The organism is Microbulbifer harenosus, from assembly GCF_005771435.1.
Taxonomy (GTDB): domain Bacteria; phylum Pseudomonadota; class Gammaproteobacteria; order Pseudomonadales; family Cellvibrionaceae; genus Microbulbifer; species Microbulbifer harenosus.
In genome coordinates this window covers 227,344-239,279 of record NZ_VANI01000005.1, presented here as the reverse complement: position 1 = coordinate 239,279, position 11,936 = coordinate 227,344, and the positions used below count along the sequence as shown (strand labels likewise).

Below are 11,936 nucleotides of genomic sequence, written 5' to 3'. Positions count from 1 at the left end.
GGAGCCGCAGGCGATTAAAATTCGAATGCGAAAACGCATGAATGCGCCTCACCAGCCTGAGGCAGCGACGAACCTAACATACACACCTAGAAACCTAAACCTAGACCCAGAAAAGAACAGAGGGATATAGCGTGAATAAGTCCGAACTGATTGAAGCCATTGCCGCATCTGCCGACATTCCCAAGGCAGCTGCTGGCCGCGCTCTGGACGCCATGGTAGAAAGCATTACCGACGCACTGAAAAAAGGCGATCAGGTGGCCCTGGTTGGCTTTGGCACTTTTGCTGTGAAAGAGCGTGCTGCGCGTACTGGTCGCAACCCGCGTACTGGCGATCCCATCGAAATCGCCGCGGCAAAAATTCCGAACTTCAAAGCTGGCAAAGCTTTGAAAGACGCGGTGCAATAAGAGGCTTTGTAGCGCGCAATGCTTCAAAGGGGCGTATCAGTTGGATGCGCCTTTTTTGTTTCTGAGCCACTAGATTTTTCATTTGGATCTACGGATTTGGGCCGGGTTCAGCGAGTATGGCAACCACTTGAGTGTGTCCATTTGGCCGCAGGTTGCTCAGCTGAAATTACAATAAACAGTGATCCAATTGTGTACAGATAAGAGTTAATTTCGGAGCTGAATATGCTTCAGTCCATGCGTGACAACCTGAAAGGAACAGCTGCCATCATTGTTGCAGCGTTTTTCGGATTCATTATGGTGATTGGTGGAATTGATTTTTTCACCGGTGCCAGTGGGGACTCGGCCAACAAGGCGGCCGAAGTAAACGGTGAGAAAATTTCCAATCTGGATCTTCAAAGAGCAATCCAGAACCGCCGCAGCATGATCGAGAGCCAGTATGGTGAAAATGTGCCTGCTGATCTGTTGAGCGATGAGCAACTTCGTGGCCCTGTACTGCAGCAGCTGGTTAACTCAGCCGTTATGCGTCAGGCGGCCCAGAAAAGTGGCATGGTAATGAGCACCGCCGCGGTTGATAAAGAAATCGTGCAGATGCCAGGTTTCCAGATCAATGGCCAGTTTGACCAGCAGATGTTCCGCGATGGGTTGCGTCGTATGGGATATAGCCCTGTCGGATTCCGTCAGCTGCTGGAGCAGGAAATGGTCATGCAGCAGTTTGCGGGCAGCGTCTCAGACAGTGCCTTCGCAACCCGTGCCGGGGCGGAAAAGGTCGTTGCTGTGTCCATGGAGGAGCGCGATTTTGACTATGTAACCCTCTCCGCGGCGCCGTTGCTTGAAACTATCCAGATTGCCGATGACGAGATTCAGTCGTACTACGAGGCCCACCAGCAGGACTTCCAGCGTCCTGAACAGGTGGCCATTGAGTACATCGAGCTGACTCCTGAGCAGTTTGCCGGCAACATCGATATTTCTGAAGAAGACATTCGCGCCCAGTATGATCAGGAGGTGAAGAGCTTCCAGGCGAACATTCGCCGTCATGCTGCTCATATCCTCATTGAAGGTGATGACGAAGCCGCGCAGAAAAAAGTGGCAGAAATTCAGAGCAAACTTAATGAGAATGGCGATTTCGCCGCGCTGGCAAAAGAGTACTCCGATGACATCATTTCCCGGGAAGAGGGTGGTGATGTCGGTTTCACCAGTGGAGACGTGTTCCCTGAATCCTTTGAAGAGGCACTGGCGAATCTGGACGTGGGCCAGGTTTCCGGCCCGGTGAAAACGGATAATGGCACGCACTTTATAAAGTTGCTTGAAGTCGCGGATGCGGAACCGCCAACGTTCGAGGAGCGTAAGGCCGCGATTTCCGCACGCCTGCGCAATGCGGAAGCGGAGCGCGAATTTGTCGATGCCGTAAGTCGCCTTGGGGATCTCGCCTATAATGCCGCTTCTCTATCTGAACCGGCAGATGCACTCGGTGTTTCCGTGCAGAAATCTCCGTTATTCTCCCGCCAGGGTGGGCCTGGAATTGCCGCTGACGGCAAAGTGATAGCTGCCGCTTTTTCTCCGGAAGTGATGGAGGATGGCAACACCTCCGATGTGCTCAATCTGAGCGACAACCACTCGGTGGTGCTTAAGGTTGTTGAGCACAAGGATGCCGGCGTGAAGCCGCTGGAAGAGGTAAAGGCGGAAATTGCCAGCCTTCTGAAGCGCGAAAAGGCAAGTGAACAGCTGGCGAGTAAGGCCGAGGCCATTGAGCAGAAGGTCCGCTCCGGTGAGGCGCTGGCTGATGTCTCCAATACAGAGGGCCTGACGCTGGAAGCCAGCGACAACACTCGCCGCGGCGGCTTCGGTGCGCGCGGTGAAGTAATCGACCGCGTATTCGGTATGGAGGCGCCCAAGCCCGGCGCCAAGACGCTAGAACATTTCAAACTGGCGAGTGGTGACGTGGTCGTAGCGCAATTGCGCGCAGTGCGCCCGGGCGACCTTTCCCGTCAGAGCAAGGAGCAGCGGGATGCACTGATGCAGCAACTTGCCTCAATGCAGGGAAATGCCGAACTGGCGGCCGTACAGCAATTCCTCGCCGGTAAGGCGAAGATTGAAATTGCCAGCGGCGAATAACTGATGCAGCTGATGCAGGGGTGGTGAACACCCCTGTACCCAAGGCATAAAAAAACCGGCGATGCGCCGGTTTTTTTATGCCTTCATTTCATCAGCCACTGGATGCGCTATCGACGAACAGTGTCAGGCGCTGTCCGGGTTGTAGATAGCTGCCCCTACTGAGTTTGTTCCAGCGCAATATATCGCCGATGTCGATACTGTACTTGCGCGCGATACGGTAGAGGGAGTCGCCGCTGCGCACCCGGTAGGATAGCTTGCGGGTGGTGCGGTTTTGCGAGTTGCTGCTGCCGCTATCGCTATAGGCGACAAGAGTCTGCCCTGGGCGGAGGGTATCTCCGGGGGCCATGTTGTTCCAGCTTGCCAGTTCCCTTACCTTGACGTTCATGGAGCGGGCGATGCCCCAAAGAGTATCACCGGGGCGTACGGTGTAGCTGGATTTCTGGCCGCTTCCGGCAGACTGGCGACGCTGTACCCGTTGGTCAATGGAGTAGGCGTATTGCGCGCTCGGACCAGATGCGCTGGGAATCAGCAGGGTCTGCCCCGCGCGGATACCACTATTGCGCAGCTTATTGGTCTGCTGTATCGCAGCGACGGTGGTTTCGTAACGACGAGCGATGACGGAAAGTGAATCTCCGCGCGCCACTTTGTAGCGTTGCCAGGTAACCCGTTGGTCGGTGGGTAGTTTGTCCAGTTCTGCGAGGAAGCGCGTTGCTTTGTCACTGGGAATCAGGAGGCGATGATTTCCATTGGGGTCGGTTGCCCAGCGGTTGTAGCCTGGATTCAATAGGTACAGCTCTTCAATTTCCACACCGGCCAGTTCTGCTGCCTGGGCCAGGTCGATCTGGCTGCCGACATTGACGGCGGTGTAGTAGGGGTCGTTCCCGACATTGTGCAGCGGCACCTGATAGCGTTCCGGGTAGGTGACGATTTCGGCAAGGGCCAGCAATTGGGGGACGTAGCTGCGTGTTTCACGTGGTAATTTCAGGTCCCAGAAGCTGGTGCCCTTGCCGCTGCGGCGGTTGCGCTCGATTGCCCTTCTTACAGTGCCCTCACCGGCATTGTAGGCTGCGAGTACCAGTAGCCAGTCGCCATCGAACTTTGCCGCCAGGTAGTTGAAGTACTCCGAGGCGGCACGCGTGGACTCAACGACATCCCGGCGTCCGTCGTACCACCAATTCTGGTGCAGGCCAAACGAACGGCCGGTTGCGGGGATGAACTGCCACATACCTGAGGCCTGGGCGTGGGAGTAGGCGAATGGGTCGTACGCGCTCTCTACGATGGGCAGCAGAGCGAATTCCATGGGAATGTTTGCCTGCTCCAGTTGTTCCGCCACATGGAAAATGTAGCGGCGAGAGCGCTCGGTAACACGGGCCATATAGCCCTGATTGGTAGAAAAGTAGTTGACGTATTCACGGACCTTGGGGCGCTGCAGTTCGCGATCCAGAGAGAAGCCCTGACGTAGTCGCTGCCATATATCTGTCGGCGGAAGCGCGGCTTCTGTGTCGTCCAGTATGTTCTGGCGGATGCTGCTCACTGCTGCGGTTTCGGTGTTGCCGCTGTCAGTTTCGCTATGTAATGCAGTATCTGCAGATTGTGGCGCGGAATCAATTTGCGCGCAGGCCCCCACAGTCGCTGCGAGTATCGCAGCGGCCAATTTCTTATAAACCATTTTGGTGTCCGCAGTTTGTCGTTATCGTGCTGCTCTGCGTCTGGCGGTGCCCGTGCGGACGCCTGTCGCCTCTATTATTGAGTAATACGCTTGAGCTTTAATTTGTAATGGTCTGATTCTAAAGAGAGTCTTTGGTTCCGGTCAATGAAGCTTGCTCAAAAAACGTCCTTCCAGCGGCGCAGAGTGGCGAAAATTTCAACAGGAGTGTCTCCCTCTGAGTCTGCCCTGGCGTGGGTCTGGGCCTGGATTGCTGGTGATTGAGTGCGCAGAAAAGGGTTGGTGGCGAGCTCGATACCAATAGTGGAGGGAAGGGTGGGGCGATGTTCCGCGCGCGCCCGGCTGGCTGAAGCCATGCGAGCCTCAATATCCGGGTTGCCCGGCTCTGCGGTCAGCGCGAACTTCAGGTTGGACAGGGTGTATTCGTGTGCGCAATAGACCAGCGTGTCGCTGGGGAGGTCGGCCAGCCGGGAGAGCGACCGGAACATTTGCTCCGGGGTGCCTTCGAACAGCCGGCCACAACCCGCCGCGAACAGGGTGTCGCCACAGAACAGGTGCCGAGCACCGTCGGCGTGCAGTATCAACGCTATGTGGTCGAGAGTGTGTCCGGGCACCGACAGCACCTCCCATTGGCCGCCCAGCACGGAAAACTGGTCGCCCTCCGCCAGCGGGTGGGTGACTGACTCTATGGAAGCCGGTCCGTAGACTGGGCATTCATAGGTCTGCTTCAAAGCCGGCACGCCACCGGTATGGTCGAAGTGGTGGTGGGTAAGCAGAATGCCGGTAAGCTGGTTGCGCCCAAGGGCCCGCATAACCGGATCGGCATCCCCGGGGTCGACTACCCAGTGTTCATCTTTGTGTTGAAGATGCCAGATATAGTTGTCGCTGAAGGCCGGAATCGGGCGGATTGTGATCATTGGCGGTCCCCGCTAACCTAGATGTGTTTCTGTAAAGGTTCTGTCTGTTGGCGCTTGCTGGTCGTTATCGCAACGTTAACATAAGTCACCCGGCTCGGGCCGACTGGAGGTTCGTGGGGTATCACCCGCAGAGTTAGTGTGGCCCGCCAAGTGAGCATAGTGTCAAGAGCCGATAGTTATCCAACCGTTAAGGAGTGGCAGATGGGGTGGCGTTCGGATCGAAAATCCCTGTTTTCACGCAGGGAAAATCAGCTGCCGCCGCTGGCGGAGTCCTGCTCTGGTTTGAGTGATTGGTTTCAGTCGGGTCTGGGGCGTGAAATCCTCACCCAGCAGTTGGCACTGGCGCAGCCGTTAATTGAGGGGCTGTTCGGGTATCACCTGATGCAGGCGAGTGTCGCCCGGCAGGTGGATTTCGCCGTATGTAGTCGAATTAATCACCGTTTTCGCCTCAGTCCCTGTGTGGATGGCGGTGGCGCGGCGTTGGCGGAATTTGAGCAGCTGCCGCTCCCTTCGGAATCAATCGACGTGGTGGTCCTGCACCATTTGCTGGACTTTTCGCCTCATCCCCACCAGGTACTCAGGGAAGCAGCGCGGGTGATGATACCCGGTGGTCACATGGTGTTGATTGGCTTTAATCCCTTTTCTTTGCTGGGGCTTGTGCGGGTATTCCGCTCTTCCAGCCCCTATCAGCGAGGCAACCAGTTGCGAGCTGCAAGGGTTGAAGACTGGATGAACCTGTTGGATCTGCAGGCTGGTCCGGTGGAGCGCGGTTTCTTTCGCCTGCCGCTGCAGCAGGCGGATCTACTGGCCAGAACGGCGTGGATGGAGCGAATGGGGAGCCGTTGCCACTTGCCCTGGGGAGGGTTTTACATCATAGTCGCGCGCAAAGAAGTCGCCCGGATGCGCACCATCAAGATCAACTGGCGCGGAGAGAAAAAGCCTGCCTTGCGGGCCGTGCCCAGCAGCCCGCGGGTTGCCGCCAGAGATCGTCATCAGAAGCGGTAAATGGCCGTTGCCGTTTACGCAAAACGCTTTCCTGAATTCCCGTTCGAACAATGGTCGGACAACGAATCGAACAAAAAGAGCCCGGTTTGAAACAAGTAACTATTTATACCGATGGCGCCTGCCGTGGAAATCCCGGCCCGGGAGGGTGGGGTGCACTGCTCATGAGCGGCAATGCCGAAAAAGAACTGTGTGGCGGAGAGTCACTTACCACCAACAACCGAATGGAGCTGATGGCGGCAATCAAAGCGCTGACTGCTCTCAACCAACGTTGTGAAGTGGACCTGCACACGGACTCCCAGTATGTACGTCAAGGTATTACTGGCTGGATCAACAACTGGAAGCGGAATGGCTGGAAAACTGCAAATAAAACACCGGTAAAAAATGCCGATCTCTGGCAGGAGTTGGACGCGGCGATAGCGCATCATGACGTGCGCTGGCACTGGGTCAAGGGGCATTCCGGAGACCCGGGGAATGAACGCGCGGACGCTCTCGCGAACCGCGGAATCGATCAGTTGGGGGAATAGACACATGCGGCAGATCGTGTTGGATACGGAAACAACGGGCCTTGATCCCAAGTCCGGACATCGCATTATCGAAATCGGCTGTGTGGAGCTGGTCAACCGCAAGCTTACCGGTCGCCATTACCATCAGTACATCAATCCTGAGCGCCAAGTGGATGATGGAGCGATTGAAGTGCATGGTATCACCAACGAATTTCTCGTGGACAAACCTGTGTTCGCGCAAATCGCTGATGAGTTCATGACGTTCTGTGAAGGCGCAGAGCTGGTGATCCACAATGCCCCTTTCGATGTGGGCTTCATCAATGCGGAGCTCAAGCGTCTTGGTAATCCCCGTTGGCAGAGTGTGGCGGCCCACTGCGGTGTGCTGGACACACTGGCGCTGGCGCGCGAGAAGCATCCTGGCCAAAAGAACAACCTGGATGCCTTGTGTAAGCGCTATTTTGTCGATAACTCGCAGCGGGATTTGCACGGCGCACTGCTCGATGCGGAAATTCTGGCAGACGTTTACCTGATCATGACCGGCGGCCAGACGGATCTTGCGCTGGCCGGCGCCGATAGTGGCAGTGACCAGGAGGAGGGCCGAGAGGCGCAACAACTAGAGGTCGGTACCATTCGGCGTTTGAGTGCGGACCGGGCACCCCTTGCCGTCGTGCGTGCGGGCGCGGAAGAGCTGGAAGCTCACGAAAGCTTTCTCGCTCTGTTGGAGAAATCGTCAGGCAAGCATTTCTGGTAAACGATATTGTTTGAGATGCGAAAAACACAAAAGGGGCCTTAGGCCCCTTTTGCGTTTTTGAATGTCTGGATTGCTTGGTGTGGATCGCTAGATGGCGTAAACCACGCACGCCAACGCCACCACGGTAAGCACAATGGTGTAGGGCAGGGCCATCATGACCATGCGACCGTAAGAGAGGCGAATCAGCGGAGCCAATGCCGAAGTCAGGAGAAACAGGAACGCTGCCTGTCCATTGGGCGTTGCGACGCTCGGCAGATTGGTGCCGGTATTGATGGCAACAGCCAGTTTGTCAAAGTGTTCGCGGGTGATGTCCCCTGCGGTGAGGGCTGTCTTGACTTCGTTGATGTAAACGGTGGCAACGAACACATTGTCGCTGATCATGGACAGAATGCCGTTAGCGAGGAACAGCATGCCCGGTTGTTGTTGTGGCTCAAGACTTAGTACAAAGTGGGTGACCGGTTCGAACAAGTGTTGCTCGTGAATAACCGCGACGATCGCAAAGAACACGACCAGGAGTGCGGTAAATGGCAGCGCTTCCTCGAACGCGTGACCGATGCGGGCCTCTTGAATAACGCCATTGAATGCGGTCAGAAGCACAATGATCATCAGGCCGATGATGCCCACTTCCGCCACGTGGAAGGCCAGTGACAGAACCAGAATCACGGCGACGGTTCCCTGAATCCAGAGCTCAATCACGTCTCGCTGGGTGCGTTTTTGTTCCTGTTCTCTGGCAAAGTTGGCCAGTACATCGCGCACCGTGTCTGGCAGTCGTGCGCCGTAACCGAACATCCTGACTTTCTCCAGCAGGATGCAGGTAATCAGGCCGGCGGCAAATGCGGGCAGTGTCACAGGGGCCATATTGATAAAGAACTGTACGAAATCCCAACCGGCTTTTTCAGCAATCAGCAGGTTTTGCGGTTCGCCAACCAGGGTGCAGACGCCCCCGAGAGCGGTGCCCACTGCACCGTGCATGATAAGACTGCGCAGAAAGGCCCGGAACTGGTCGAGATCGGAGCGGTGGTATTCCACTACTTCGTCATCCCGCGAGTGGTCGTGATCCGAATGTGCAGGGCGATTGGATGCGACCTTGTGATATACCGCGTAAAAACCGACCGCCACGCTGATCAGGACTGCGGTAACGGTCAGTGCGTCCAGAAACGCGGAAAGTACTGCGGACACGCCACAGAAAAGCAGTGAAAGCGCTGTTTTCGAGCGCACATTGATCAGCAGCTTGGTGAATACATAAAGCAGTAGGTTCTTCATGAAGTAGATGCCGGCTACCATGAACATCAACAGCAGGATGACCTGGATGTTGTCCGTGACTTCACGAAACACGGAATCGCTGCTGGTCATACCGAGCAGTACCGCCTCTATGGCCAGTAGTCCGCCCGGCTGTAGTGGATAGCACTTCAGGGCCATGGCAAGAGTGAAAATAAACTCGCCGATCAGCACCCAACCGGTGATAAATGGGGAGGTGACATGCAGCAGGATCGGATTTGCCAGCAGGAATATAGCGATGGTCAGTTTGTACCAGTCGGGCGCTTCGCCGAGAAAATTTTCGCTGAAGGCGCGGCCCAGCCCACCGCCAGTTCGGGGCATCGAGTCATTGAGAGCGTTCATTTTTAGACAACTTCCTTGGATCGCAATGGGCCCGTCCCGATACTGCCGGGAGGTCGTCCGGAAACCTACCCACTTCCGGCGGAAAATTCAATTGGATTTACCAATTCAGCGGCCTCTGGGCGCGATTTGTCGATTATTCGGTGGAAATTGATGGCTTAAAGGTGGACTCTTATACAGTTTCGTATAAATTGCTTTTCTGACAGGGGAATCCGATATACCGCCATACCACAGGTGTGGTTGCTATTGGAAGTTCAAATTGCGAAAAATGTGTCGAATCCGGCTATGCGGGGCGTATGCGCCTGCCTGGGCCGGTAAAACTATAACGACAATTGCAGTGGTGTAGGCAATGAGTGAATTGCGCGAAGTCAATCTGACATCCGTCAGTTTGGTCAAGGAAGAATTGGTTGCGAGTATTGAGGGGGCCACCGGCTACCTGGACCAGTTTGCCGCTGATCACCGCAACAAGCAGTCGCTGGAGCAGTGCATCCAGGCCCTGCGCCAGGTGACAGGTGTGCTGCAGATGGTGCAGTTGAGCGCTGCGGAGCTGCTCGCCCAGGAAATGCTGACGGCAATGACCGATCTTCTGCAGGACCGCCAGCAATTCCCTATGGAACTGCTGGAGGGGGTAGGCACGGCCTTTTATGTTTTGACCCGTTACCTGGATTTTGTCCAGAATCGGGGTACTGTTCGTCCCGAACTTCTGGTGCCCTACATCAACAACCTGCGCCTCGCCCGTGCCCAGGCTCCCGTGCCTGAAAGTCACTTTCTACGTTGCCGGCTGGATGCCACCGTGCCGGGAATTGTTTCGTCGTCGGTGGTGTCCGAGGATCTCAAGAGCTTCGTACGCCGTTTCCGTCACATGTACCAAGTGGGCTTGCTGGCGTTGCTAAAAGGCAAACCACGGGCACCAGCTTACACCATGATGGCGAGGGCACTACAGCGCATTGCCAGCGTGTGTGCCGGCCGTCCAAATGGAAAATTGTGGACCGTGGCCGGCGCGGCGATTGGTGCCATGGCCAGTCGCGAGATGCTGGTCAACCGTCAGCGGGTGATGGTGTTCAGCATGCTGGATCGTCGCTTGCGCAATATCTGCCGGGATGGCGACACGGTGTTGGATCAGCCGGCGCCTCCGGTGCTGGTGAAAGAGTGCCTGTATTGGCTCGCCCTGGCGGGCCCCTCCGGGCAGGGCGAAAAGCTCCTGCAGGTGTTTGGTGTGCGCCCGTTGTCTTATCGGGAGCCGGAGTTGGAACGCGACCGTTCCAGCCTCGGTGGGCCCGGTGCCACTGCCATTGCGGCGGTGGCCAACGCACTGGATGAAGAGCTCTCCGGGGTGCGGCGGATTCTCGACGACGCCGAGATGGCGGGCTTCAATGACCTCGGTGAAGAGAGTGGCCTGGTGGAAACACTGCGCCGCATCGCCAACACGCTGATTCTGCTTAACTTCCGTCGCATCGGTGAGAATCTGAACGGTTCGCTGACGGCGTATCAGAGCTGTGCCACCGCGGGTGGGCGCGCTGCCGACAACGCATTGCAACAGCTCACCAATCAAATTCTCGCCGTTGACAGTACCATTCGGGCACTGCGCCAAAGCTCCAGCATCGAACTGGACGAGTCCGGCCATGCGGATATCGCGCTGGAGCGCAGTCAGCTGGCGGAAGCAGAACTGGCGGTGTTGAAAGAGGCGGAAGCCGGACTGGCGCTGATTAAGCGCGCACTCGGGGCATATGCAGACTCGTCCTTTGACCACGGTCATATTCGCAATGTGTCCACCACCTTAAACAGTGTCCGCGGAGGGCTGGTCGTGCTGAGCCTCAGCCGCGCGGCGGCGGTTGTGGAGCGCCTGGCGCACTTCGTCGATGCGGTGATCGACCAGAAAACCGTTGCGCCGGCGGTGGAGCAATCACTGGAAATCTTCGCGGATGCCATCATCAGTCTCGAATACTACCTGGGAGAGGTGAAACTGCATCGTCAGGCGGATATGAAGTCGCTGGATCTCGCAGTTGAGAGCCTGGAGGCGCTCGGCTACCCCGTTGAGGTTGCCTGAGGTCGCTCCCTTGGTGCAGTCTTGAACGCATTTTTCGGTGAGCAGTCCGTGGTCAGCAATTCAAGTCCTCTCAATCAGAGTCCTATGACAGAGTTCAACCCTGCCGCGCGGGTCTTGCCGCACCCGGTATTTCATTGGCACTTGGTCGTTTCCAATGGCGAAATACTCTGCACCGGTGCAGGGCCGCTGCACGATGTACTGCCGGTCTGGCAGGCGGGTGAAGGGGAAGCCGGGATCGTCAGCCACTATCTGGGCGAATGGCAGGGGAAAGCCTGCGGCGTGCACCACCTGCCGATTCGTGTGGACCTCCCCGGGTGTGAGTGGCGCGGCTTGCGCAGCTTGCTGGGTGTGGTCGAAGAGCCGCTGTTTTTCCTCGCTGGCCGAGCCATGCAGGTGGTCAACTGGGATCTTGATCACCAGCATTGTGGGCGCTGCGGCCTGCGAACAGAGTTCCATCCCCGCGACCGTGCGCGCGTATGCTCTCACTGTAATCTCGCGGTATATCCGCGTATTTCTCCCTGTGTCATCATGCTGATCACCCGCGGTGATGAGTGCCTGCTGGCGCGTCATACCCATCATCGACATTCTCTGTATACCGCGCTGGCCGGTTTTATCGAACCCGGGGAAAGCGCAGAGCAGGCTGTCGCCCGGGAGGCGCGAGAGGAGGTCGGGCTCGACGTAGATGTCACCCGATATGTGGGCACACAGTCCTGGCCTTTCCCCGGCCAATTGATGATCGGATATCTGGCGGAAGCCCGCGGCGGCATCCTGACCCCAGATCAGGAGGAAATTATGGAGGCGCGCTGGTTCCATCGCCGCCAAATTCCCGAAACCATTCCGCCAGCGGAAACTCTGTCCGGTCAACTGATTAGAACATTCATGGATATGGATTGAGCGCTGAGCCAGGTGACGCG

10 protein-coding genes are annotated in these 11,936 nt (G+C 56.8%); 7 read left to right on the top strand and 3 right to left on the bottom strand.

Translation table 11 applies throughout. The annotated features are described in order from the left end of the window. The first annotated feature begins 131 nt into the window (after window positions 1–131). Window positions 132–404 carry an HU family DNA-binding protein gene (locus FDY93_RS05570; protein WP_105104404.1) on the top strand — a complete coding sequence of 91 codons (273 nt, stop codon included), beginning with the start codon at window positions 132–134 and terminating at the stop codon, window positions 402–404. A 222-nt stretch (window positions 405–626) separates the two neighbouring features. Continuing rightward, entirely contained in the window at window positions 627–2,516 is a 1,890-nt protein-coding gene (locus FDY93_RS05565) for a SurA N-terminal domain-containing protein (protein WP_138234750.1), read from the top strand. Between the two features lie 91 nt (window positions 2,517–2,607). Here FDY93_RS05565 and FDY93_RS05560 read toward each other — a convergent pair whose 3' ends face one another. Together FDY93_RS05560 and gloB are read right to left on the bottom strand one after the other, a co-directional pair. Further along, complete coding sequence (locus tag FDY93_RS05560) at window positions 2,608–4,050, bottom strand: LysM peptidoglycan-binding domain-containing protein (RefSeq protein ID WP_246068472.1); 1,443 nt, start codon at window positions 4,048–4,050, stop codon at window positions 2,608–2,610. A 290-nt stretch (window positions 4,051–4,340) separates the two neighbouring features. Beyond that, entirely contained in the window at window positions 4,341–5,099 is a 759-nt protein-coding gene (gene gloB / locus FDY93_RS05555; RefSeq protein ID WP_138234748.1) for a hydroxyacylglutathione hydrolase, read from the bottom strand. Window positions 5,100–5,300: 201 nt separating this feature from the next. On the opposite strand from gloB, the gene FDY93_RS05550 reads away from it, so the two are divergent. The 3 genes from FDY93_RS05550 to dnaQ all read left to right on the top strand — a co-directional run bounded on the left by FDY93_RS05550 (window position 5,301) and on the right by dnaQ (window position 7,358). Next, complete coding sequence (locus tag FDY93_RS05550) at window positions 5,301–6,104, top strand: class I SAM-dependent methyltransferase (protein WP_138234747.1); 804 nt, start codon at window positions 5,301–5,303, stop codon at window positions 6,102–6,104. 86 nt (window positions 6,105–6,190) lie between these two features. Continuing rightward, the gene (gene rnhA, locus FDY93_RS05545; RefSeq protein ID WP_220446105.1) at window positions 6,191–6,628 is read left to right on the top strand and encodes a ribonuclease HI; all 438 of its coding nucleotides are present in this window, start codon (window positions 6,191–6,193) and stop codon (window positions 6,626–6,628) included. Between the two features lie 4 nt (window positions 6,629–6,632). After that, window positions 6,633–7,358 (top strand): DNA polymerase III subunit epsilon, encoded by a 726-nt coding sequence (gene dnaQ / locus FDY93_RS05540; RefSeq protein WP_138234745.1) that lies wholly within the window; start codon window positions 6,633–6,635, stop codon window positions 7,356–7,358. An 87-nt stretch (window positions 7,359–7,445) separates the two neighbouring features. Here the strand turns inward: dnaQ and nhaB are convergent, their stop codons facing one another. Continuing rightward, the gene (gene nhaB / locus FDY93_RS05535) at window positions 7,446–8,978 is read right to left on the bottom strand and encodes a sodium/proton antiporter NhaB (protein WP_138234744.1); all 1,533 of its coding nucleotides are present in this window, start codon (window positions 8,976–8,978) and stop codon (window positions 7,446–7,448) included. A 346-nt stretch (window positions 8,979–9,324) separates the two neighbouring features. Here nhaB and FDY93_RS05530 point away from each other — a divergent pair, with 346 nt between their 5' ends. Both FDY93_RS05530 and nudC read left to right on the top strand, forming a co-directional pair. After that, a complete protein-coding gene (locus tag FDY93_RS05530; protein ID WP_138234743.1) occupies window positions 9,325–11,022 on the top strand; it encodes a FimL-related protein in 1,698 nt (565 codons plus the stop codon). A gap of 84 nt (window positions 11,023–11,106) precedes the next feature. Next, window positions 11,107–11,916 carry an NAD(+) diphosphatase gene (gene nudC, locus FDY93_RS05525; protein ID WP_138234742.1) on the top strand — a complete coding sequence of 270 codons (810 nt, stop codon included), beginning with the start codon at window positions 11,107–11,109 and terminating at the stop codon, window positions 11,914–11,916. Window positions 11,917–11,936 lie beyond the last annotated feature (20 nt).